Consider the following 22,994-nt stretch of genomic DNA (forward strand, 5'->3'; position numbering starts at 1 on the left):
GGAACGCGGAGGCGCGCGGGCCCTCAGCTGTCCACGGGCCCGCGCAGGAACGCGGGATGCCGGTCCGCCAACTCCCGCTCCACCCAGGCCAGTCGCTGGTCCAGGCCGGGCCGCCGCCGTGGCTCGGCCGCCTCCCCCACCCGGCGCAACAGCTCCCCGGCCCGTGAGAGCACCATCGGAGCGTCCGTGGCCGCGCGGCACAGGTCGTCGAGCCCGACCCGGACGAACTCCTCCCAGGCGGGCAGGCGCATGACCACCCGGACGGCGCCGTCCCGGTCGGTGACCGACACGTCGCCCAGGTCCGCCGGCGCGACGAGCCGGAGCAGGTCCTCGAGGGCGTCGAGGACCTGGACGGCGGTCGCCGGGTCGTGGACCGCGGGGGAGAGGGCGCGCAGCCCGATGTCGGACAGCAGCCGGAAGGCGAGCGTCGGATCCTGGTGGAAGGTGCGCTCCGGCTCGCCGACCACCGCCCCCAGCACCTCGCCGGCGGGCACCGGGGCACGGCCACCGCGTACCTCGGCCAGCACGTCGCCGCGGTAGAGGGGCCGCCCCACCGGCACCTTCAGGACCACCACCGCGTCCGCCCGCGCCGCCGCCCGCACCAAGCGCAGCAGATCCACCTGCGCCACGAGCACCGTGTCGTCGGGCCACACCACGGTCGACGTCACGTCGGGCAGGCGGCGGTTCTCGCCGGTGTCCGGGGCGCGGCCGTCGACGGCGTCCGTCGACGGATAGACGGCCAGCAGGACGTTCCGGCCCCGCCGGCGCAGATCGGTGAGGACGTGCGCGAGCTGGATGGAGCGCAGGGCGGTCAACAGCAGCCGCCGGACCAGGACCAGTGCCGCCCCGGTCAGCACGAGGGCCGCCGCCGGCACGGCCACGGAGACCGTGCGGCGGGAACCGGTCGCCAGCGTCGCCGTGACCGAGAAGACCAGGATGCCGACCACCAGGGCGAAGACCCGCCACACCAGCGGATCGGACCGGAACAGCAGGAGGCGGTGGCTGAAGTTGCCCGCCGCCCACTGCACGACCAGGAACAGCAGCGAGAAGATCAGCGTGCCGACGCTGAGCACCCCCACGCCGACGACCTTCAGCACGTCGACGGCCCGGACCGCGGCCACCTGGTACCCGTCGCCGAGCCGGGGCAGGAGCACGCCCAGCGCGAACCCCACCGCCCCCGCCACGATCTGCGCGGCCCCCGCGCGCAGCGCGCGCCGCGGCCGCACCACGCGCCCGGTCGACCGGGCCGGACCGAGCGTCATCGTCGGCGGGGCGTCCAAGAGCGGGTCTCCGATCAGGTGCACGGGCGCGGCGAGGACACGCTCGGGCCGTGCGGGGCACGAGGCAAGGCGACATGCTGACGACCAGCCGGACGAGTGACCGAATACCTCGGATCGTCTGATTTCGCCCATACCGCCCGTAGGCTGCGGCCCGTACCGTCCGTCACCCCGAAGGGAGCACCCCGTGGCGTCTCGCCTCAACCCCTACATCAGCTTCTCCGGCGACGCCCGGCAGGCGATGGAGTTCTACCAGAGCGTCCTGGGCGGAACGCTGAACCTGAGCGGCTACGGCGACTTCGGCTCGGAGACGCCGCCCGGTTACGAGGACAAGGTCATGCACGGCATGCTCGAGACCCCCAGCGGCTACACGCTCATGGGCGCGGACAACCCGCCCGGCATGGAGCACAGGCCCGGGACCAACTTCTCGGTGAGCCTGAGCGGCGACGACGCGGACGAACTGCGCGGCTACTGGGAGAAGCTGTCCCGGAGCGGCACCGTCGCGGTCCCCCTCGAAAAGCAGATGTGGGGCGATGTGTTCGGCATGTGCGTCGACAAGTTCGGCATCACGTGGATGGTGAACATCACCGAGCAGGGCTGATCCGGTCCGGCGTCGACGGCGGCGTTCTCCTGGCCACCGGCGGCCCGGCGCCCTTCGCCCTCGACGGGAAGGCGCTCGCACCTGGGCCGCCGGACGCCGCCGAGGCGCCGCGCGCCCCGGGCCGCGTTCCGGCCCGGGGCGGGAGTGGCCGGCGGATCAGGCCACGGTGAGGACGATCTTGCCGGTGGTGCGGCCCCGCTCGCCGATCTCGTGCGCCTTCGCCGCCTCGGCGAGGGGCAGCACTGTGTCGACCACCGGCCGCAGCGAGCCCCGGTCCACGAGCGCGGCGATCTCGCGCAGGCCCAGGTGGTCGGGCTCGACCAGCACCCACAGGGCCCGCACCTCGTCGTGCGCCGCGGGGACGTCGTCCGGCCCCGGCAGCGTGACCAGCCGGCCGCCCGCCCGGAGCACCTTCAGGGAGCGCTCGCCCGTCTCGCCGCCGAGCCCGTCGAGCACGACGTCGACGTCGGAGACGACCTCCTCGAACCGCTCCGCGCGGTAGTCGATCACCTCGTCCGCGCCCAGCTCCCGCACCAGGTCGTGCTTGGCGGCGCTGGCGGTGCCGATGACGTACGCCCCGCGGGCCTTCGCGATCTGCACGGCGAAGTGGCCGACCCCGCCGGCCGCCGCGTGCACCAGCACCCGCTCACCGGGGCGTACGTCCGCCGCGTCGACCAAGGCCTGCCAGGCGGTGAGCGCGGCGAGCGGCAGGGCCGCCGCCTCCACGTGCGTCAGGGACGCCGGCTTGCGGGCCAGGTGCCGGGCCGGGGCCACCACGTACTCGGCGTAGCCGCCCGCCTGGCGCGGGAACAGCGGCATGCCGAAGACCTCGTCACCGGGACGGAACACGCCGACACCGGGGCCCACCGCCTCGACCGTGCCGGAGACGTCCCAGCCGACGACCGGCACGTCGCCCCACTCGACGAGCGCGCCGCTGGCCCGGGTCTTCCAGTCCACCGGGTTCACCCCGGCCGCGCGCACCCGCACCAGGACCTCGTTCAGGCCCGCCACCGGCCGCTCCACCTCGCGCTCGACCAGCTGCTCGGGTCCGCCCCACTGCTCCACGACCACCGCGCGCATGTTCTCTCCGCCTCGTTCCTTCTCGATCGGTGTTCCGTCCGCCGGAGTCCTTCCGGCGGCGACACGGAAGACGATCCGGCACCCGGGCCCCTGATGGTGTTGGCCGTTTGGCCATGATGTGACAGGATCTGGCCATGGACGCGATACAGGCCATGGATGCGACGCGGGCCCCGGGGCCGGACAGCGAGCAGGCAGGGGGCGGCCTCCGCGCGCCACGCGAGCCGTACTCCCGGCATCGGGTCGCGGTGCTCGCCCTGCCAGGAGTGCCGCCCTTCGAGCTCGGCATCCCGTCCAGGGTCTTCGGCAGCGTCGAGGACGCCGAGGGCCGCCCCCTGTACGAGGTCGTCGTCTGCACCGCCGACGGCGGGCCCGTCCTCAGCGACGCCGGTTTCGTCGTGCAGCCGGCGGCCGGCCCGGAGGCACTCGCCCTCGCCGACACCGTCATCCTGCCGCCCACGCACGCCATGCCCGAGCTCGCCGAAGGCGGCCCGCTGCCGCCCGAGGTCGATGCCGCGATCGCCGGGATCCGCCCCGGCGCCCGCCTGGTGTCGATCTGCTCGGGGTCGTACATCCTGGCCGCCGCCGGGCTGCTCGACGGGCGGCCGGCCACCACCCACTGGAACCTGGCGCCGGAGTTCCGCCGCGCCTATCCGAAGGTCAGGATCGACGAGGACGTGCTCTTCGTCGACGACGGCGACGTCCTCACCTCCGCGGGGGTGGCCGCCGGCGTCGACCTCTGCCTGCACATGATCCGCCGCGACCACGGGGCCGCGGCCGCCAACCGGGCCGCCCGCATGTGCGTCGTACCGCCGTGGCGCGACGGCGGGCAGGCCCAGTTCATCGACCGTCCGGTCCCCGAGCCCACCCTCGCCAGCACCACCGCCACCCGCGCCTGGGCCCTGGAGCACCTCGGCGAGCCGCTGCCCCTGGGGAAGCTCGCCGAGCACGCCCGGATGAGCCTGCGGTCCTTCACCCGCCGCTTCCGCGACGAGGTCGGCATGACCCCGGGCCAGTGGCTCACCGCCCAACGCCTGGAACTGGCGAAGCAGTTGCTGGAGACCACCGACCTCTCCATCGACCTGGTCGCGCACCGCGCGGGCCTCGGCTCCGGCAACTCCCTGCGCGCGCACATGAAGACGGCCTTCGGCATCTCACCGGCCGCCTACCGCCGCGCGTTCAACCCCGCCGACCCCGGCTAGCGTCTCACCGTGGCGGATGAGCCCGTCGATCCGGTCGATCCGCTCCGGGATCGTGCAGGCGATCCCGCGTCGCCGCAGGTAGGCCCGGAGCTTGCGGGCCGAGTGGCCCTTGTCGGCGACCACGCGAGCCGGGGCCGGGTCCGGGGCCGGGTCCGGGGACGTCCCGGCCACGGCCGCGTCACCCAGCAGCAGCCGGTCGCGTAGGCGGCGCCCGTCCGCCGGGCGGGAGCAGCGACAGCGCTCCCGCCCGGCGGGCGTCGCCGGCCCGGCCGCCGGACCTGTCCGAAACGCGGCGGCGGCCGGGTCCACGCCTTCGAAGGCCGGCTCGTCGGCCTGCCGTTCGACATGCGTTCACACGGCAAACGGACCGATGCCGACCGCCGTTCGGCATCGGCCGGGACCCTCGTCTCGCCCAGCCCCCACCACCCTGGACGGACACCGTGCCCCACGTACGCGCTCCCCGCGGCCGTCGTCGCCTCGCCCTGCTCCGCCGCGCCCTGCTCCGCCTCACCGTCGCCGGCTCCACGACGGCCGCCCTCGCGGCGGTGCTCGCGCCCGTGGCCCACGCGGCCCCGGCGGACGACATCCGCATCAACGAGGTGGTGACGACCGGCGGCGTCAACGACTCGATCGAGCTGTACAACAAGGGCACCGCCGCCGTGGACATCTCCGGCTGGATCCTCAGGGACGACAACAACAGCTCCAGGTTCACCGTGCCGTCCGGCACGACGCTCGCCGCCGGGGCCGTCCGCGCGTTCGACGTCTCCGCCTCGTTCGGACTCGGCTCCGGCGACAAGGCCCGCCTCTACCTGCCCGGCGGCAGCACCCTCGTCGACAGCTTCAGCTGGACCAGCCACTCCGCCCCGTCCTGGTCGCGGTGCCCCGACGGCACCGGCGCCTTCGGCCAGGCGTCCCTGACGCTCGGCGCGCCGAACCGGTGCGGATCCGGAGGCGGTACGGTCCCGCAGCCCTGGCCCGGCGGCAGCACGGTGACGACCGCCGACGGCTCCGACGTCTTCGGCCCGGACCTCAGCGGCCTGTACCAGGAGGGCCCCGTGCTGTGGGGCGCCCAGAACTCCGGCAGGCTGTGGCGGCTGGTCCGGGACGGCTCCGGCGGCTGGCGCCCGGACACCACGAACGGCTGGACCTCCGGCAAGACCCTGCGTTTCCCCGGCGGCACCGGCGCGCCCGACAGCGAGGCGGTCACCCTGACCGGCGCGGGCGCCGCGGGCGGCGCCTATGTCGCGAGCGAGCGCAACGGCGACGCCTCCGGCACCAGCCGCCTGTCCGTCCTCCGCTACGACGTCACCAGCGGCACCGGCACCACCCTGACCGCCGCTAAGGAGTGGAACCTGACCGCCGGGCTGCCGGCCGTGGGCTCCAACGCCGGATTCGAGGCCCTCACGTGGATTCCCGACGCCGCCCTCACCGGCGCGGGCTTCAGGGACGAGTCGACCGGCGCGGCCTACGACCCCGGCCGCTTCGGCGCGCACACCGGAGGCGTCTTCTTCGTCGGTGTCGAGGGCACCGGAGCGGTCCACGGCTACGTGCTCGAGGACGGCGGCGCCGCCACCCGGATCGCCACGATCGTCAGCGGCATGTCCGGGGTGATGGAGCTCCAGTGGGAGCATCAGGCCGCGCGCCTGTGGCTGGTCTGCGACGACACCTGCTCCGGTCAGCACCGGACCATGACGATCGGCTCCGAGGGCCGCTTCACCCTGGCCGCAGTCCACGACCGCCCGGCCGGCATGCCCGACCTGAACAACGAGGGCTTCACCCTCGCCGCGGCCGACGAGTGCGTCGGCGGCACCAAGCCCGTCTACTGGGCCGACGACGGCGACACCGACGGGCACGCGATCCGCAGGGGCACCGTCACCTGCTGAGCCCGGGGAGTCGCGGCGAGGCCGCGACGCGCGGCACCGGGGGCGCCCGAACCGGCCACGGCCGGTGTCGGGCGCCCTCGCGTGGTCCGGGAGGGGACCGCCCCCGCGTGAGCCGAACGAGGTGAGGGCAAGTCACCGGCCTCTCGCCGCGGCGGCGTTGTCAGTGGTGCCCACTAGCGTCGGAGGTGTTGGAAGAGGCTGTTCCTGACAGGGGGCTGTGATGGCTGAGGGCTGCGTGGAGACGACGCTCAGGGTGGTTCTGACGGACGTCAACGAGGACGTGGTGGCGGCGTGGCGGGCGGCGTTCGCCGACACGCCGGGGATCGAGATCCGCCGGGACTCGATCCTCGACGAGAACGTGGACGCGTGGGTCACGCCGACGAACGCGGCCGGCCGGATGGACGGCGGTGTAGACGCCGTGATCAAGCGGCATCTCGGCGCGGGCATCCAGCTGCGGGTGCAGCGGGCGATCCGGGACCGGTTCGCCGGGAGCCTGCCGGTCGGCAGCGCCGTGTGCGTCCCGTCGGGGGCGACGGTCCCGCGCTTCCTCATCTCGACGCCGACGATGGTGGGCTCCTCGCAGAACGTGAGCGAGACGCTGAACGTGGCCATGGCCTGCGCGGCGGCCTTCCAGGCCGTGCACCGGCAGAACCGGCTGGCGCCGGGCAGCATCCGCTCGGTGGCGCTGGTCGGGATGGGGGCGCGGACCGGCCGCGTGCCGGCCCGGGTCTGCGCGAATCTGATGTGGACGGGCTACACGCTCTTCCACGACCACTGGTTCGAGGACGACGACGAGCTGCGCGCCACCATCACCGCCCAGCTCGCCGGCATCGACCAGGCCCCGGCCACCACGAGGGTGCGGATCATGCCGCCGAAAGGGCATTCCTTTCGCCGCTGACCCCGGGCCCGCCGCGCCCGCCGCCGGCCCCCTCCACCCCTCAGGTACGACGACCGGGAGTCCCTCCGCCATGACGGATGCCACCACGACCACCACGCCGCAGCCCGACCCGAACGACCCGCTCGGTCTGACCGAGCTGTTCACGGGCGGCGGGGAGCCCTGGCTGTCGGTCCTGAAGCCCGTCATCGAGGCACGGCCGGACGCCGCCGAGTTCATCGGCCCCGCCCGCAGCCCCCAGGTCGTCCCCGTACGGGAGCTGACCTTCCAGGCGCTCAAGCCCAACCCGCCGCACAAGTGGAAGGTGGTGGCCTTCGGCCAGAACCCCTATCCGCGGCCGGAGAGCGCCACCGGCATCGCGATGTTCGACAACACCTTCAACGACTGGAAGGACAGCCAGTTCGGGCGGGTCGTCAGCATCCGCTGCCTCATCAAGGCGGCGGCGATGTGGAAGTACGGCATCGCCAAGAAGACGCCCGTCGGCGAGGTCCGCGCCCTCCTGAAGGAACGGGACACGGTCCAGCCGCCCGAATGGTTCCAGGCGATGCTCACCCAGGGCGTCCTGCTGCTCAACGCCTCCCTGACCGCCAGCGCCGACGGCGCCATGGCGACCGACCAGCACACCGGGTTCTGGCGGCCGGTGGCCGAGCGGATCGTCGAGGAGATCCTCCGGGCCAAGGAGCAGGCGGAGGACGAGGAGGACCGCGGGGTCGTCTTCGCCTGGTGGGGCGCCCACGCCCGCAGCCTGAAGAGCACCGTCCTGCGCCTGCAGAAGAAGTACCCCGGCGTACGGGTCCGGCACATCGACCACGCCAACCCGGCGGCCCAGGGCGACCTCTTCTGCGAGGGCGACCACTTCGCCACGGTGAACGACGCCCTGCTGTCGCTCGGTGCCGACGCGATCGACTGGCTGCCGAGCAAGGGCTGGAACGCGCCGGCGGCCGGTACCGGCGGAGGCACCGGGGCGGGCGCGGGTACGGGAGGCGCGGACGCCGAGGTCGCCGCGCGCATGGGCGCCTTCATCGCCTCGACCATGGAGCTGCACCAGCTGTACCTGGAGCGGCTCACCAGCGTCCGGGACGAGGGGCACGTCCTGCCGCCGGTCACCGGCGTGTTCGACACCCCGCTGATGCCCTTCGAGGAAGCCGTCGCCCCGGTCGGCGCGGTGCTGTCCGGGCTCGGCCGGCACATCGACCGCTCGCGGGAGTTCGGCAAGCGGAGGGCGGACGAGCAGGCCGGGGGAGGGCTGTCGGCCGACGCCATCGCCGCGCTCTTCCTCTACACCTGCGAGTCGGGCTTCTACCGGAACATCAACGCCGTGCTGCGCTCCGCCGACCGCAGCCGCGTGGTCCCCTATCTGCCGTACCTGCGCCTGCTGTTCTCCGCGGTCTCGGGGCTTCCGGCCCAGAAGCGGCCGCTGTGGCGCGGTGTGGGACTGGACCTGCGCCGGCAGTACCCCGTGGGACGGACCGTGACCTGGTGGGGTGTCTCCTCGTGCACCTCCGAGCTGAGCGTGGCCCGGGCGTTCCTCGGCAGCCGCGGCAAGCGGACGCTGTTCGAGGTGACCCCCGCACGCGCCGTGGGCATCCGCAGCTTCTCCGCCTTCACCGGTGAGGAGGAGTACATCCTCGCGCCGGGCACCCAGTTGGAGGTCACGGACGTGACGGCCGAGCGGGGCGGCCTGTGCACGGTCAAGCTGACCGAGGTGGACGCCCCGCTCGTCTCCTGATCACGCACGGGGCGGGGGTGTCCCCGGTCGCCCGGACCGGGGACACCACCGCATGTCCTCTCACGGCAGGAACGCGTACGACGGGCCGTCAGGCGCGCGGTCGCGCACGCACAACGTCACGTCCCTCCCCTTGAGATACGCCAGCAACCACTCGCCGAACGTCATCTCGTAGCGGGTCCACGCCGGACTGTCCATCTCCTGGACCACGACCCGCCAGGGCGAGGAGGGGCCGTCGGGGACCCGGAGGAAGATCGCCTCACCCGTCGTGGCAGTCGCCACCGGCATCACGTCGCCGGGGTTCGCCCCCGCCGGGCTCGGCAGGAACTCCGCCATGTCCTCCTCGCGCCAGAGCTCGAGATCCCCCCTGATCATCGTCCCCAGATCATGCAGGAGATGGCGGGCGGGATGCTTCAGATACAACTGGTCGTTGATCACGACCGAACCGTAGGCGTCGACGATCTCCCTGAAGTCCGCGGGGAATTCGATGCCGAGTTCCTGTTCCAGATGGATCCAGGGTGCCGGATCCGACCAGTTGAACCGGGGTTCGCCCAGCAGGACCCGTATCTCCGAAAGCGTTGCCACGCCTGTGTCCCTTCCCGCACGTCAGACCTCTGCCGCCAGCATCCCATCCAGGGGCGCCGCTCAGTCGCCGAACGATCCGTGCCTTCCCTCGCCCGCGGTGAAGCGCGCGGCGCCCGAGAGGGTCTCGCCCGCCGACAGCGGCACCATTCCGTGGCGCAGCTCCGCCGCCAGGGCCTCGGGCTCGGGCAGCCCGTGCTGCTCCCGTACGGACAGCCGGTCGTGACGCAGACACAGCTGCGGGAAGGCCGCGATCTCCCGGGCGAGCTCCTCGGCCGCGGCGCGGGCCCGGCCCGGCGGGACGAGGCGGTTGGCGAGCCCCATCGCGTACGCCTCGTCTGCCGGTACGGCCCGGCCGGTGAGGACGAGATCCATGGCGCGGCTCTCACCGATCAGCCGCGGCAGCCGCACCGTGCCGCCGTCGATCAGCGGCACCCCCCAGCGCCGGCAGAACACCCCGAAGACCGCGTCCTCCTCGACCACGCGGAGGTCGCACCACAGGGCCAGCTCGAGCCCGCCGGCCACCGCGTGCCCGGCGACGGCCGCGATGACCGGTTTGGTGAGCCGCAGCCGGGTCGGCCCCATCGGCCCGTCGCCGTCCGGGGCCACCCGGTTGCCCCGCTCGGTCCCGATCGCCTTGAGGTCGGCGCCCGCGCAGAACGTCCCGCCCTCGCCCCACAGCACGGCGACGGAGGCGTCCGGATCGGCCTCGAACGCCCGGAACGCGTCTGCCAGTCGGCGTGCCGTCGGTCCGTCCACGGCGTTGCGGGCGGCGGGCCGGGACAGTACGACGGTCGTCACCGGCCCGGCACGTTCGACGCGGACGGCGGGTGTCGCTGAGTCATCGGTCATGGGCGCATTCTGGCGGGACGGCGATCAGCGGACCAGCTTCGCGTCCATGGGGACCCCGGTCGCCGACGCCCCGCACCCGTATCCCGTCCGTGGGACCCCGGCCGCCGAGCCCCGCAGCCGTATCGCCCGTCCGGAGCGCCGCGGGCTCAGCCGCGCGGCGGGTGGGTGGCCAGCCAGTGCCGGGCGATCCGCTCCCGCGTCGCGAACCACGCCCCGCCGCGCTGGGCGGCGTACCGCAGGAAGCCGTCGAGCGCGCGGATGCGACCGGGCCGGCCGATGATCCGGCCGTGCAGGCCGACGCTCATCATGCGGGGGCGTTCGGCGCCCTCCGCGTGCAGGGTGTCGAAGGTGTCCACGAGGTACGCGAGCATGTCGTCCGCGGTCGTGAACCCGTGGACGAGCAGGAACTTGAAGTCGTTCACGTCGAGGCTGTACGGCAGCACGAGATGCGGCCGTCCGGCCGCCTCGACGTAGAACGGCAGATCGTCCGAGTAGTCGTCGGAGTCGTACAGGAATCCGCCCTCCTCGACGACGAGCCGCCGGGTGGCGGCGCTCGTCCGGCCGGTGTACCAGCCGACCGGCCGGCGCCCCACGAGCCGTTCGATCGTCGCGGTCGTACGGGCGATGTCGGCACGCTCGACGTCCTCGGGCACCTCGCGGTAGTCGATCCAGCGCCACCCGTGCCCGGCCACCTCCCACCCGGCCGCGCCCATCGCGCGCGCAGCGTCCGGATTGCGCTCGAGGGCCTGCCCGACGGCGTGCACGGTGAGGGGCGCGCCGTGCGCCCCGAGCGTGCGGTGGACGCGCCAGAACCCGGCCCGCGAGCCGTACGCGAACATCGACTCCACGTTCAGGTCACGCCCGCCGACCACCGGCGGCGCTCCGACGACCTCGTGCAGAAAGCCCTCCGAGGCAGCGTCACCGTCAAGGACGTTGTGCTCGCCGCCCTCCTCGTAGTTGAGGACGAGGCTGACGGCCACCCGGGCCCCGCCGGGCCAGCCGGCCCGCGGCGGCTCGGCGCCGTAGCCGACGAGGTCGCGCTGCTGCTCGGACACGGCCGCACCCTACCGCCGATCACCCCCCTCCCGAACGAGGCACCACCGCCGGCCGCTCGGGTGCCGGTGCCGGCGGGGGCGGTGGGCCCGCGCTCGCGCCCGAACGGCTCAAGGCGGTCTCGTCGCCGTCACGGGGTGAGCCAGCCGCGCAGGAGCCTGCTGACGGCCGGCATCGACACGTACGTCATGAGCACGTTGAAGACGCAGGCGACGACCGCGCTGCTGAGGAGGACGGGGAGGGCGGTCAGGTGGGGCACCAGGAAGAGGCTGCCGAGCACGGAGATGGGGTAGATCGCCAGGGTCGCGCTGATCGCCATCTTCCACCGGGGCGGAGCGGGCCGGGTCGAGCCCGGCTTGGCGAACCAGGTCTCCATGCCGGTCAGCGTGCGCCGGGCGATCTCGGTGTGGTGGTGCCCGTCGCAGTCGGCGAACCAGGCCGCGCGCTCGGGCGACTCCTGCCAGGCCCGGCACGCCTCGCTGTCCCGGAACCGGTGGACGAGGAACCAGGGGGCGTCGCCTCCTGAGGAGCGGAAGAGTCCGTATCCCAGGTGGCCGGGGAAGGCGGCGGCGCTCTCGAGGATCCCCTTCGCCCAGCGCTCGAAGGCGGCTTCGTGGCCGGGCTCGACCCGGCGGGCTATCAGCAGGGTCACCTCGCCCGTGTCGGCGGGGACGGTGGTGTGTTCAAGGCTGACGGCAGTCAACTCAGACTCCTCGTGATCTCACCGCGCCCGCCCACACTGTACGCGTCGCCCGCCGCGGGCCGGGCGTCAGCGCCCCAGCTGGGCGTCGAGCCACTCCAGGACCTCGGGGGTCACGGGGTCGGTGATGTCGGCGAACTCCTCGTGCTTCTTCAGGAACTTGGCCACGTACGGGCAAACCGGGACAATGCGCATGCCGGAGGCGCGGACGTCGGTAAGGGCCTGCTCGACGAGGATCGAGGCGAGCCCCTGGCCGGCGTAGGCGTCGTCGACCTCGGTGTGGAAGAAGACCCGCCGGTCGTCGCGGTCGCGGTACGCGGTCAGGCCGGCGCGCTGTTCGTCGACGAGGATCTCGTAACGGTGGCGGGCGTCGACGCGACGGACGACGGGGGTGGCGGACTGCTCGCTCATGGTGGTCCTTTCGGGGCGGGGCAGGGTCGGGTCATGTAGTTGCGTGTTCAACAATTATGGATGATCATAGGCCCCCCGACAACAGGTGAAGGAGTGCAGGGTGAGCGAGACGGTACAGGTGACGACCGTCCCGGCGGGCGGGCGGATCTACCTCGACAAGCAGAGCCCGGCGGCCTATCAGGCGCTGGTGGGCACCGCCGACGCCGTGCGCGCGACGGCCGCCGAGGCCGGCGTCGACCGGCGCCTCGTCGAGCTGGTCAACCTCCGCGTGTCCCAGCTCAACGGCTGCGCGTTCTGCCTCGACGTGCACACCCGCGCCGCGCTGCGGGCCGGCGAGACCACCCGGCGCCTGGGCGTGCTGGCGGCCTGGCGCGACACCGAGCTCTTCACCGCCCGCGAGCGCGCGGCCCTCGCCCTCGCCGAGGCGACCACGCACCCCGCCGACGCGCTCGCCCAGGAACGGGCGTACGGAGAGGCCCGCGAGGTGTTCGACGACGCGGAGATCTCCGCCGTGATCTGGGTGGCCGTCACCATCAACGCCTTCAACCGGGTCTCGATCCTGAGCAAGCACCCGGTACGGGAGGCTCCCGCTCGGTGAGCGCAGATTTTGCCCTCCCGTGGTTGCTGCCCCGACGCGTCCGTCGGACTCTTGGTCACCATGCCCTCGGGCAACTGGTACTGCTGGTCACGGGGGGTGCGAGCGGCCCTCCGCCCTGAGCGGGGATAGTTCATGCACCTCGAGTTCCGGCACCTCCGTGTCCTGCTCACCGTCGCCGAGGCCGGCAGCATCCGCAAGGCCGCCGCGCGGCTGCAGCTCTCGCAGCCGGCGACCAGCGCCCAACTGAAGCGGATCGAGCAGGAGCTGGGCGGTCCCCTCTTCATCCGCAGCCCCGACGGGGTGAAACCGAACGAGAACGGACAATACGTCCTCCGCTGCGCCCGGGACCTGGTCGTCGGATTCGACCGGCTGCGCGAGCACGCGCGGTCGGCGGCCGAGGCGGACCGGGGGACCGCGGCACCGCTGCGGGCGGGCGGAACGGCCGGACCCCTGGTGTCCCTGCTGATATCCGCGCTCTTCGAACTCGTCCCGGAACGCCGGCTGACCATCGACGCCCGACGCTCGGTGCACACCCTGATGAAAGCCCTGAGCCAGTCGAAATGCGACATCGCGGTGTTCGGCGAGTTCCCGGGCTTTCCCCTTCCCGTCGGCGAATCGGTGGCGACGCGCACGCTCCTGCGCGAACCGGTCTTCGTCCTGCTCGCCGAGGACCACCCGCTGGCCCGCCAGAAGACGATCGCCCTGTCCGAGCTGAGCGGCGAGGAGTGGGTCATGCCGGAGGCCGACGAGAGCGGGGTGCACGCGTATCTGCACCTCACCTGCCAGGCGGCGGGATTCACGCCGCGCATCGCGCACGTGACCTCGGACCTGTCCGTGGCGCGCCTGCTGGTCGCCGGCCGCCGGGCCGTCTGCGGGGTGTGGCCGACCGCCGACGTCCCCGCCCAGGGCACCGTGCAGCGGCCGCTCGTGGACGTGCCGTTCCACCGGCGGCTGCAACTGGCCTGGAACACGGAGTCGGTTCCGGCCGAGCTCGCCGACGCGGCGGGGGAGCGTCTGCTGGCCGCGTATCTGTCGCTGGTGCGGCAGCGGCCGCGGTATCTGGACTGGTGGGAGGGCGGTGGCGAGGAGTTCGCGCTCGGCGCGGACGGCTGACCGCCCCGGCCGCGGTCAGCCACCCCTATAACCCCGCGGCTATATCCCACCTGGGATCACGTCAGGAACATGTCACCTGGTGAACACTTCGCGTCAACGTCCGAGGACGTCGTCACCCCCACGACGAGCGAAGGAAACACCGCGTCATGCCCCGTCCCCTCCTTGCCCTTTCCACGATGGTCGCCGCCGGTGTCATCACCACGAGCGCGCTGGCCGCACCGGCGTACTCGCAGCCCCACGCGTCGCAGCACGGAACCTCCGTCCGCGACACGGCGATATCCCGGGCCGAGGCGAACGTGACCCGGCACGCCGACACCTTCGGTTTCGGGGCGGGCCAGGCGCTGCAGGCCAAGGACGTCGTGATCGACGCCGACGGCACGCAGCACGTCCGCTTCGAGCGCACCTACCAGGGCCTCCCCGTCGTCGGCGGCGACTTCGTCGTCCACCAGAAGGCCGACGGCTCGCTCAAGGGCTCCAGCCACGCCAAGGCCCACAAGGTGGCGCTCGCGTCCGTCACCCCCGGCGTCGACGCCAAGGGCACCGCGGCCGGCGCCCTGAAGCGCTCGCAGGGACTGGTCAGCAACGGCCGGTCCACCCCCGAGCTGATCGTGTGGGCCGCCGACGGTACCCCCCGCCTGGCCTGGCGCACCACCGTCCAGGGCCTGGGCGACAAGGGCCAGCCGCACGGCGAGGTCTTCGTCACCGACGCCACCACCGGTGCCCCGATCGAGAACTACGACGTCGAGCACGAGGCCACCGGCACGGGCCACTCCGAGTACACCGGCGACGTCACCATCGACACCACGCAGCAGGCCGACGGCACCTTCGCCCTGATCGACCCGCTCCGCAAGCACATCACCAAGGACGCCCGCAACGCCTCGGCCTCCTCCCTGAACAGCTCCTCGGGCACGCTGTTCACCGACGCCGACAACATCTGGGGCGACGGCCGGAAGTTCTCCACCGACCGCTCCACCGCGGCCGTCGACGCGCACGCCAACACCGCGAAGACGTTCGACTACTACAAGAGCGTCTTCGGGCGCAACGGCATCAAGAACGACGGCCGCGGCGCCACCGTCTTCGTCCACGTCGGCACCAACTGGGACAACGCCCAGTGGTCGGACGCCTGCTTCTGCATGATGACCGGCGACGGCAACGGCACGGTCGACCCCGAGCAGGTCGACCTCGACACCATGGGCCACGAGATGACCCACGGCGTCACCTCCGCCACCGCCAACCTGCGCTACAGCGGCGAGTCCGGCGGTCTCAACGAGGCCACCAGCGACATCTTCGGCACGATGGTCGAGTGGTACGCCAACAACTCGATCGACACCCCCGACTACCTCTTCAGCGACCAGTCCACCCCGCCGTGGCTGCGCCGCATGGACAAGCCGTCCCTGGACGGCCGCTCCGCCGACTACTGGTCGAAGTCCGTCGGCCGGCTCGACGTGCACAACTCCTCGGGCGTCGGCAACCACTGGTTCTACCTCGCCAGCGAGGGCAGCGGCACCAAGACGATCAACGGCGTCACCTACAACAGCCCGACGTACAACGGCTCCACGGTGACCGGCATCGGCAACCAGAAGGCCGCGGCCGTCTGGTACCGCGCGCTGACCGTCTACATGACCTCGACCACGGACTACAAGGGTGCCCGCGCCGCGACCCTGAACGCGGCCAAGGACCTCTACGGCGCCACCAGCCCCGAGTACGCCACCGTGGCAGCGGCCTGGGCCGCGGTCAACGTCCTCTGACACTCCGCCACCCCCCTGATCCTGGGCCCCGCCCAGGACCCCCACCTCGGGCCCGGTCATGACGACCGGGCCCGAGGCGTTCACCGAGCCTCGGCGAAGGCGCCGGCCGACAGAGACCTCCCTCTCCGCCGCCTGATCGGGCGCGGGGGACATGAAACGGAGGGGCTGCCCGTTCCCCCGAAACGGGCAGCCCCTCGCGATCGGGGTGACCCCGGTCGCCTACGGCTTCTGGAAGCCGGCGTCCTGGAGGATCTTCTGGCCCTCGGGCGAGGACAGCCAGGCGACGAACGCGGCGGCGGCCGCGGCGTTCTTGGAGTCCTTCAGCGTGGCGGCCGGGTACTTGGCGACGGCGTTCTGCTCGTCGGGGATCTCCACCGCGTCGACCTTGTCCTTGGCGCTCTCGGCGTCGGTCTTGTAGACCAGGCCCGCGTCCGCCTCGCCGAGTTCGACCTTGCTGAGCACGGCGCGCACGTTGGGCTCCTGGGAGACCGGCTTCACCGTGATCTTCTGCTTGTCGAGGATCTGCTTGCTGTACTTGCCGGCCGGCACCTCCGGGGCCGCGAGGACGACCTTCAGCCGGGTGTCCGCGAGGTCCTTCAGCTCGTCGATCTTCTTCGGGTTGCCCTCGCCGGTGGCGATGACGAGCCGGTTCTTCGCGATGATCGTCGGCGCGCCCGCGTCGGCCTTCACCTTGTCCATGCTCTTGGTGTCGGCGGTGACCAGGACGTCGGCGGGCGCACCCTGCGAGACCTGGGCGACGAGCTCCTGCGAGCCGGCGAAGGAGAACGTGATCTTCGTGCCCGGGTGCGCCTTCTCGTAGGCGGCGCCGGCGGTCTTGAAGACGTCGGTGAGGGAGGCGGCGGCGAGGACCGTGAGGTCCGCCTGGGGCGCGCTGCCGGTGGAGCCGCCGGTGTCCTTCTCGGAGTCGTCGTTCGACGAGCAGGCGGCGAGCGGGACGAGCAGGGCCGCGGTGAGGGCGGCAGCGGCGGCGCGACGTCCGGAGATGTTCAGGGACATGGCGGTTGAACTCCTTGAGGACGAACGAGAAGTGCGGGGAGAGCGGCCGGTCGCGCCGACGGCTGAGGTGTCTCGGTACTGCCTGAGGGGGTCAGGTGCGGTCGATGTGCACTCTGGCCGACTTCACGCGGGCGGTGGCCTGCCTGCCGACTTCCGGTCCCCGTTGGTGCAGGACTGCATATGCGACACCGTAGGCCGGTTAAGCTCTCATCTGCAACAAGGTTGTACGACTCTCCATCGCGAATAAGAACCCGTCCGTAGGAAGGTCCGAGGGTCGCGGTCGGTGGTCTCGCTCCTCGGACGGAGAGGATCCGGGTACGGGGCGGAAGCCGATCCGGATGCCGATGGCGCAGGGCGTGGGTGAAGGCGGGAGCGCCGGGATGGAAGGGGCTCTCGCTCATGGGCTCGGCGCCCGCAGGCCGACGGAGTCGGACGCTCCGGCGCGGTCAGGGCACGTCGATGTGCACGCTCGTCGACTTCACGCGGGCGGTCACCGTGACGCCGACGTCGAGCGCCAGCTCCTCGACGGCCTCCCGCGTCACCAGCGACACCAGCCGGTGCGGGCCCGACTGGACCTCCACCTGCGCGGCCACGTCGTCGACCCGTACGGCCGTCACGATCCCCACGAACGCGTTCCGCACCGACGTCGACACGTCGTCCTCGGGCACCGCGTGCAGGCCCGCGCCCCGCTCCCGGGCGAAGCGGGCCAGGGCCACGCCCTCGATCACCCGCTTGCCGGCCCCGTCCCGCTCCATGCCGAGCCTGCCGCCGTCCGCCCACCGGCGAACGGTCTCCGAACTCACTGCGAGCAGCTGCGCGGCCTGCCCAATGCTGTACGACGGCACGCCCTCACTCTAGGCGACGTGCCTGCAGCCGGCGGACCGGTCCGGGCGCCCTTCGACGGCCCCGGAAGTCACGAGCCGGCCTGATCCGAAAGGCACGCCCTAGCCGGTCACGCCCAGGAAGCGCAGGACCGCCAGGACGCGGCGGTGGTCGGCGTCCGTCGGGGGCAGGTCCAGCTTGGCGAGGATGCTGTTGATGTGCTTCGCCACCGCGCTTTCGCCGACCACGAGCTGGGCGGCGATGCCCGCGTTGGAGCGGCCCTCCGCCATCAGGGCGAGGACCTCGCGCTCCCGCGGGGTCAGGCGGTCCAGCGGGTCGCTCGGCCGGCGCACCAGGAGCTGGGCCACGACCTGGGGATCGAGCGCGGTGCCGCCGCCGCTCACCCGGCGCAGCGCCTCGATGAACTCCTCGACGTCCGCGACCCGTTGCTTGAGCAGATAGCCCACGCCACTGGTGTTCGTGGCGAGCAGTTCGGCCGCGTACCGTTCCTCGACGTACTGGGAGAGCAGCAGCACGGCGGTCCCCGGACGGTTCGCGCGGATCGACAGGGCGGCGCGGACCCCCTCGTCGGTGAAGCCAGGGGGCATGCGGACGTCCACCACCGCCAGGTCGGGCCGGTGCTCCTCGACCGCCGCCAGCAGTCCGGGCGCGTCGCCGGTCTCGGCCGCGACCTCGAAGCCCGCCATCTCCAGCACCTTCACCAGCCCGATCCGCAGCAGCACGGAATCCTCGGCGATCACGGCGCGTCTCACGTCGGGCACGGCAGCTCCACATCGATCACGGTCGGTCCCCCTGTGGGACTGCTCATCCGGAAGGTCCCGTCCACGGACCGCACGCGCTGGGCGAGGCCCCTCAGGCCGCTTCCCCCGGACGGATCGGCCCCGCCCACCCCGTCGTCGGCGATCACCACCCGCAGTATGTCGCCCAGCCGGCTGACCGTCACGTCCGCCCGCGTCGCCTCCCGCGCGTGCTTGGCGATGTTCGTCAGGGCCTCGGAGACGACGAAGTACGCCACCGCCTCGACCGCGGGAGTCGCGCGCTGCGGCAGGTGCGGCGGCAGGTCCACCCGTAGTCGCACCGGTAGCGGGGAGCGGGCCGCGAGACCGGACAGGGCCGCGTCGAGGCCCAGTTCGTCGAGTACGGAGGGATGCAGCCCGCGCACGAGGTTGTCGAGCTCCTCGATCGCGTCCTTCGCCTCCCGGTGGGCCGCGTCGATCACGGCGAGCGCCTCGGGCGGCAGGTCGGTCAGCGTCGCCTTGGCGATGCCCAGGTTCAACGCCAGGGAGACCAGGCGCTGCTGGGCGCCGTCGTGCAGGTCCCGTTCGATGCGGCGCCGTTCGGCGTCCGCGGCGTCCACGGCTCCGGCGCGGCTCTCGGTGAGGTCGGCGACCCGCTGCGCCAGGTCCTCGCTCGGGTCGGGCCCGAGCAGAGCCGGACCGAGGTGGCTCTCCGCCCGGACCAGCGCCGCGGCCAGGGCGGGCACCGCGGCGAGCGCGGCGAGGCCCGCCACGGAGACGTACAACGCCTGCGTGGTGTACCCCGGGTGCTCGATCCGCCACCGCCACGGGACCGCCCAGATCCACCCGTACACCGTGGCGGCGGCCAGCCCGGCCGCCAGCAGGGACAGCAGCAGCGCCTCGAGACCGCCGAGCAGCGGTCCGACGGCACAGTGGTAGCCGATCTGGCGGCGCGGCCGCCGCCGTCCCGGGCGGGGGATGTCCACGCCGAGCAGCCGCCGGAAGCGCCGTCGTTGGGCCGCGGTGAGGACCGGGACGCAGCCCGCTCCGAGCGCCACCAGGAACCCCAGCATCACCGGCGCCTGGGCGTCTCGCCCCTCGACGATCTCCCACGTGAGGCCGAAGACCGCGAACAGCACGCAGGCCATGAGGAGATGCAGCGGCACTCCCAGGGCGAGGAAGGACGTGTCCCGCAACACGCGGGTCAGCGCGCGCCGGGCACGGGGTGGGACGTTCATGATCCAACCGTAGGCGCACGGCCTCGCGGGCCGCCATGTACCTGGTGTCCGGGAGGGGGGTGTAGCTGGTACCACCCCAAGCCGGACAAGGGCGTTACTGACTCCGGCCCGGCGGACGCGGAGTGTTGATCACGAGCCCGGGAGCCGGGTTCGTGACCACGAGAGGCAGTTCCCCGATGGCCCTGACCGCCGTTCGCTCCGTCCCTTCCGGCCCGTTCGACCGCGTCACGGGCCGCGCTCCCCGGCACGGCGCAGGCGCCGGACCCCTCGGCCGCGTCCGCCGCCTGCGGGGGCGGGTCCTGGTGGGCGCCGGCCTGGCCCTGCTGCCCTGGCTGGGCTACCTCGCGGGCACGCTGCCGCCCGCCGAAGCGGCCGGCTGGGTCACCCTCGACACCCTGGAGGCGGCCGCGTTGCTGACCGCGGGCACCCGCGTCCTGCGCGGCGATTCCCGCTACCGTGTCCCGGCGGCCGCCGCGGCCGTGCTCCTCGTCGCCGACGCCTGCGTCGACCTCGCCACCGCAAGTCCCGGCCTGGAACAGGCCGTTGCCGTCGCCATGGCCGCGCTGGCGGAACTGCCGCTGGCGGGCCTGTGCGTGACGCTGGCCGTCTCCGGAGGACGTTCCAGGTGACGTCAGGTCAGCGGTTCTGGATCACCTGGTCCGCCCGCCCCGCCTGGTCCGCCCGCCCCGCCTGATCGGCCTGGCCGGACTCCTCCACCTGCTCCGCCTCGTGCGCCTCGTCCGTCCGGTCCACCTCGGCCGCCTGCCCCGACCGGCCGACCGGTTCGGCGTGATCGTCGTCGCTCGGCCCGAGCCGCACGCAGCACTCCCCGGGCTCGGGGGCGAGGACGGCCTGGATGCCCTTGACCTCCAGACCGCCCAGGTAGCCGCCGAGAAAGGCGAGGTTCATCCCGCACACCAGGTCGGGGGCCTTCGCGGCCAGCGGGTGGAAGGGGCAGTTGCGCAGCCGCAGGTGGGTGGGGGTGTCCCGGACGGGCTCGTACCCGTACCCGTCCAGCAGGTGCTCGCACACGGTCAGTCCCCGCTCGGCTCCCAGGCGGCCGGGGCGGGCGTCCTCCCGCGCGGCCTCACCCAGCTGCCGGCCGCGCTCCTCGGCCGTCCGTACCGCCGCCTGCGCCGCGCTCTCGCCCTTTCCCTCCGCCAGGACGGCGTCCAGGAGCAGCTCGGCCAGGAGCTCGTGACGGCGGTCGGGGATGCTCACGGTGATCTGGGCGTCGGTGGGCTCGTACACCTTGGGCTGCCTGCCCACCTTGCGGACCCCGCCGGGCGTTTCGTAGCGCGCGCGGAGCAGGCCGGCGTCGACGAGCTTGTCGAGGTGGAAGGCGGCGAGCTTGCGGGAGATGCCGACGCTCGCGGCGGCCTCGTCGCGGGTGACGGCGCGGCGGGCGCGGCGGATGAAGGCGAACATGCGCCGGCGCGAGTCCTCGCTCAGGACGCTGACGGAGTCGATGGCGCTGCCGGCCGGCGCGCTCGGTTCGGAAGCCACAGGACAACGGTAACTCCCACGGGCGTGGGCACAAGCGTGCTGCACCCGCCATGCGCTGCACGTCTTGACTCCCTCCCGTAATAAGACCAACAATTGTTGGTGAAACTAGGGAGGCGGTTCCGATGACCGACGAGTCACAGCTGCAGGCGAAGCGCCCGGTCAGTGCCGCGCTCGCCGGGCCCTACGGGCACCCGTTCCACCCGATCCTCGTCACCGTGCCGATCGGCGCCTGGGTGACCGGCCTCGTGTTCGACATCGCGTCCCAGGTCGTGGACCGTCCGGGATTCCTGACCCAGGCTTCGGAATGGCTCATCGCGGTCGGGGTGATCGGGGCGCTGTCGGCGGCCATGGCCGGTTTCCTGGACCTGTTCGCGATTCCCGCCAGGACCCCGGCGTTTCGCACCGCCCTGGTCCACATGACCATGAACCTGCTGGTGACCGCGGCCTACGCCGGCAACTTCCTCTGGCGTCTGGACGACCACGCGGACGGCGACAGGGTCGGAACCGGACAGCTCGTCCTCTCCGCCGTCAGCGTGGCGGCGCTGGGTGTCTCGGGCTTCCTGGGCGGCAAGCTCGCGTACCGCTACGGAGTACGGGTCGCCGACGAGCGCACCCAGGCCGAGGGCTACACACCCGCACGCGGCCGCGGGAGCGCCGACGACGCGTGACCCGGGTGCCTGCCCCTCCGCGACAGCCGCTCGCCGACCGGACGCCCGGCTCCCCGCGTCCCTCTCGCCACCACCCGCTCCCCCCCGCTCTCACCTCGGAGTTCCCCATGGACATCGCCGCTCTGATCACCTGGGTGGTCACCGCTCTCGGCGGCTTCTACATGCTCGGCACCTGGATCCGGCGCGGCGGAATCCGGCAACAGGCGACCGGCACCAGCCGCCTGCCCGCCCCCGTCGTCTTCGGCCACTTCGCCCTGGCCGCGATCGGACTGGTGGTGTGGATCGTCTACCTCGTGGCCGACAGGACCGCCCTGGCGTGGACGTCCTTCGGCCTGCTGCTCCCCGTCGCCCTGCTGGGATTCGTGATGCTGGCCCGCTGGATCCCCGTCCACCGTGCCGGGCCCGCGGCGGCGGCGACGGCTCGACCGACCGACGAGACCGTCCCCGCCGAACGCCACTTCCCCGTGGCGGTGGTCCTGGCCCACGGCCTCCTCGCCGTGGCCACCCTCGTCCTCGTCCTGCTCACCGCCCTCGGCATCGGGGGCAGCTGAGATGACCGAGCGCTCCCACCGCGGCACCACCCGCGTCGACGACCCGTACGACGACGAGCCGGCGCCCGTACGGCCCGCCCTGCGCGTCGTCCACGAACCGGAGGAGATCGACCTCGCCGCCGCGGAGGCGGCGGCCGGGCAGTTCCTGAGGGCCCTCGGCATCTCGACGGCCTCCGAGAGTTTGCGCGGCACACCCGGTCGCATGGCCCGCGCCTACGCCGAACTCTTCAGTCCCCGGCCCTTCGACCTGACGACGTTCCCCAACGACGAGGGCTACGACGAGCTCGTCCTGGCGCGGCGCATCCCGGTGCGGACGGTCTGCGAGCACCATCTCCTGCCCGTGGTCGGCACCGCGCACGTCGGCTACCTGCCCGGCGCCCGCATCCTCGGCCTCTCCAAACTGGCCCGGGTCGTCGAGCACTTCGCCTGCCGCCCCCAGGTGCAGGAGCGCCTGACCAAGCAGGTCGCCGACTGGCTCCAGACCCACCTGGAGCCCAAAGGCGTCGGCGTGGTCATCGAAGCCGAACACGCCTGCATGACCCTGCGCGGCGTCCAGGCCGCCGGCTCCAGCACCCTGACCTCGACCCTCCTCGGCCTCCTGCGCTCCGACGCCCGATCCCGCGGCGAGTTCCTCGCCCTGACCGGAACGACCCCCTGACCACCGAGCGCACCTCGGACCCCCGCGGCTCGCCCCGCGGGTGTCCGGAGGCGACGCG

The 22,994-nt window shown here is 72.9% G+C and carries 24 protein-coding genes; 12 read left to right on the plus strand and 12 right to left on the minus strand.

Annotation, left to right across the window (positions count from 1 at the left end):
- Positions 1 to 23: 23 nt before the first annotated feature.
- Positions 24 to 1,280, minus strand: coding sequence for a DUF2254 family protein (locus ACIGXE_RS07010; RefSeq protein WP_399744306.1), 1,257 nt, complete (start codon positions 1,278 to 1,280; stop codon positions 24 to 26).
- 184 nt (positions 1,281 to 1,464) lie between these two features.
- On the opposite strand from ACIGXE_RS07010, the gene ACIGXE_RS07015 reads away from it, so the two are divergent.
- Positions 1,465 to 1,878, plus strand: a complete 414-nt coding sequence (locus ACIGXE_RS07015) for a VOC family protein (protein WP_399744308.1) — start codon at positions 1,465 to 1,467, stop codon at positions 1,876 to 1,878.
- 156 nt (positions 1,879 to 2,034) lie between these two features.
- Here the strand turns inward: ACIGXE_RS07015 and ACIGXE_RS07020 are convergent, their stop codons facing one another.
- On the minus strand, positions 2,035 to 2,958 hold the full coding sequence (locus tag ACIGXE_RS07020) for an NADP-dependent oxidoreductase (RefSeq protein WP_399744310.1): 924 nt from the start codon (positions 2,956 to 2,958) through the stop codon (positions 2,035 to 2,037).
- 134 nt (positions 2,959 to 3,092) lie between these two features.
- Here ACIGXE_RS07020 and ACIGXE_RS07025 point away from each other — a divergent pair, with 134 nt between their 5' ends.
- The 4 genes from ACIGXE_RS07025 to ACIGXE_RS07040 all read left to right on the plus strand — a co-directional run bounded on the left by ACIGXE_RS07025 (position 3,093) and on the right by ACIGXE_RS07040 (position 8,664).
- A complete protein-coding gene (locus ACIGXE_RS07025; protein WP_399744312.1) occupies positions 3,093 to 4,157 on the plus strand; it encodes a GlxA family transcriptional regulator in 1,065 nt (354 codons plus the stop codon).
- A 440-nt stretch (positions 4,158 to 4,597) separates the two neighbouring features.
- Positions 4,598 to 6,040, plus strand: a complete 1,443-nt coding sequence (locus tag ACIGXE_RS07030) for a lamin tail domain-containing protein (protein WP_399744314.1) — start codon at positions 4,598 to 4,600, stop codon at positions 6,038 to 6,040.
- A 220-nt stretch (positions 6,041 to 6,260) separates the two neighbouring features.
- Positions 6,261 to 6,938, plus strand: a complete 678-nt coding sequence (locus tag ACIGXE_RS07035; RefSeq protein WP_399744316.1) for a macro domain-containing protein — start codon at positions 6,261 to 6,263, stop codon at positions 6,936 to 6,938.
- A 70-nt stretch (positions 6,939 to 7,008) separates the two neighbouring features.
- A complete protein-coding gene (locus ACIGXE_RS07040) occupies positions 7,009 to 8,664 on the plus strand; it encodes an ADP-ribosyltransferase domain-containing protein (RefSeq protein ID WP_399744318.1) in 1,656 nt (551 codons plus the stop codon).
- Positions 8,665 to 8,724: 60 nt separating this feature from the next.
- Here ACIGXE_RS07040 and ACIGXE_RS07045 read toward each other — a convergent pair whose 3' ends face one another.
- From ACIGXE_RS07045 to ACIGXE_RS07065, 5 genes are all read right to left on the minus strand, one after another.
- Complete coding sequence (locus tag ACIGXE_RS07045) at positions 8,725 to 9,246, minus strand: SMI1/KNR4 family protein (protein WP_399744320.1); 522 nt, start codon at positions 9,244 to 9,246, stop codon at positions 8,725 to 8,727.
- A gap of 60 nt (positions 9,247 to 9,306) precedes the next feature.
- Positions 9,307 to 10,095, minus strand: a complete 789-nt coding sequence (locus ACIGXE_RS07050) for a crotonase/enoyl-CoA hydratase family protein (protein ID WP_399744322.1) — start codon at positions 10,093 to 10,095, stop codon at positions 9,307 to 9,309.
- 146 nt (positions 10,096 to 10,241) lie between these two features.
- Positions 10,242 to 11,150, minus strand: a complete 909-nt coding sequence (gene puuE / locus ACIGXE_RS07055) for an allantoinase PuuE (protein ID WP_399744324.1) — start codon at positions 11,148 to 11,150, stop codon at positions 10,242 to 10,244.
- Positions 11,151 to 11,278: 128 nt separating this feature from the next.
- Entirely contained in the window at positions 11,279 to 11,851 is a 573-nt protein-coding gene (locus ACIGXE_RS07060; protein ID WP_399744326.1) for an antibiotic biosynthesis monooxygenase, read from the minus strand.
- Between the two features lie 66 nt (positions 11,852 to 11,917).
- Entirely contained in the window at positions 11,918 to 12,259 is a 342-nt protein-coding gene (locus ACIGXE_RS07065; protein ID WP_399744328.1) for a GNAT family N-acetyltransferase, read from the minus strand.
- 100 nt (positions 12,260 to 12,359) lie between these two features.
- On the opposite strand from ACIGXE_RS07065, the gene ACIGXE_RS07070 reads away from it, so the two are divergent.
- From ACIGXE_RS07070 to ACIGXE_RS07080, 3 genes are all read left to right on the plus strand, one after another.
- Complete coding sequence (locus ACIGXE_RS07070; protein WP_399744329.1) at positions 12,360 to 12,857, plus strand: carboxymuconolactone decarboxylase family protein; 498 nt, start codon at positions 12,360 to 12,362, stop codon at positions 12,855 to 12,857.
- A 132-nt stretch (positions 12,858 to 12,989) separates the two neighbouring features.
- Entirely contained in the window at positions 12,990 to 13,970 is a 981-nt protein-coding gene (locus tag ACIGXE_RS07075) for a LysR family transcriptional regulator (protein WP_399744331.1), read from the plus strand.
- 146 nt (positions 13,971 to 14,116) lie between these two features.
- Positions 14,117 to 15,718, plus strand: a complete 1,602-nt coding sequence (locus ACIGXE_RS07080) for a M4 family metallopeptidase (RefSeq protein WP_399744333.1) — start codon at positions 14,117 to 14,119, stop codon at positions 15,716 to 15,718.
- 219 nt (positions 15,719 to 15,937) lie between these two features.
- Here ACIGXE_RS07080 and modA read toward each other — a convergent pair whose 3' ends face one another.
- The 4 genes from modA to ACIGXE_RS07100 form a co-directional block, all read right to left on the minus strand.
- The gene (gene modA, locus ACIGXE_RS07085; RefSeq protein ID WP_399744335.1) at positions 15,938 to 16,735 is read right to left on the minus strand and encodes a molybdate ABC transporter substrate-binding protein; all 798 of its coding nucleotides are present in this window, start codon (positions 16,733 to 16,735) and stop codon (positions 15,938 to 15,940) included.
- 446 nt (positions 16,736 to 17,181) lie between these two features.
- Positions 17,182 to 17,580, minus strand: a complete 399-nt coding sequence (locus ACIGXE_RS07090) for a molybdopterin-binding protein (protein ID WP_399744337.1) — start codon at positions 17,578 to 17,580, stop codon at positions 17,182 to 17,184.
- Positions 17,581 to 17,679: 99 nt separating this feature from the next.
- Positions 17,680 to 18,318, minus strand: a complete 639-nt coding sequence (locus ACIGXE_RS07095) for a response regulator (RefSeq protein WP_399745148.1) — start codon at positions 18,316 to 18,318, stop codon at positions 17,680 to 17,682.
- Positions 18,319 to 18,326: 8 nt separating this feature from the next.
- Positions 18,327 to 19,553, minus strand: a complete 1,227-nt coding sequence (locus tag ACIGXE_RS07100) for a sensor histidine kinase (RefSeq protein ID WP_399744339.1) — start codon at positions 19,551 to 19,553, stop codon at positions 18,327 to 18,329.
- Between the two features lie 152 nt (positions 19,554 to 19,705).
- Between ACIGXE_RS07100 and ACIGXE_RS07105 the strand changes: the two genes are divergently transcribed.
- Positions 19,706 to 20,182 (plus strand): hypothetical protein, encoded by a 477-nt coding sequence (locus ACIGXE_RS07105; protein ID WP_399744341.1) that lies wholly within the window; start codon positions 19,706 to 19,708, stop codon positions 20,180 to 20,182.
- Between the two features lie 7 nt (positions 20,183 to 20,189).
- Here ACIGXE_RS07105 and ACIGXE_RS07110 read toward each other — a convergent pair whose 3' ends face one another.
- Complete coding sequence (locus tag ACIGXE_RS07110; protein WP_399744343.1) at positions 20,190 to 21,059, minus strand: helix-turn-helix transcriptional regulator; 870 nt, start codon at positions 21,057 to 21,059, stop codon at positions 20,190 to 20,192.
- Between the two features lie 122 nt (positions 21,060 to 21,181).
- Here ACIGXE_RS07110 and ACIGXE_RS07115 point away from each other — a divergent pair, with 122 nt between their 5' ends.
- The 3 genes from ACIGXE_RS07115 to folE all read left to right on the plus strand — a co-directional run bounded on the left by ACIGXE_RS07115 (position 21,182) and on the right by folE (position 22,936).
- Positions 21,182 to 21,727: a DUF2231 domain-containing protein gene (locus ACIGXE_RS07115; RefSeq protein WP_399744345.1), complete on the plus strand. Its 546-nt coding sequence runs from the start codon at positions 21,182 to 21,184 to the stop codon at positions 21,725 to 21,727.
- 107 nt (positions 21,728 to 21,834) lie between these two features.
- A complete protein-coding gene (locus ACIGXE_RS07120; protein WP_399744347.1) occupies positions 21,835 to 22,278 on the plus strand; it encodes a hypothetical protein in 444 nt (147 codons plus the stop codon).
- A gap of 1 nt (position 22,279) precedes the next feature.
- Entirely contained in the window at positions 22,280 to 22,936 is a 657-nt protein-coding gene (gene folE, locus ACIGXE_RS07125; RefSeq protein ID WP_399744348.1) for a GTP cyclohydrolase I FolE, read from the plus strand.
- Positions 22,937 to 22,994 lie beyond the last annotated feature (58 nt).

This window comes from Streptomyces sp. NPDC053431 (assembly GCF_044544925.1).
Taxonomy (GTDB): domain Bacteria; phylum Actinomycetota; class Actinomycetes; order Streptomycetales; family Streptomycetaceae; genus Streptomyces.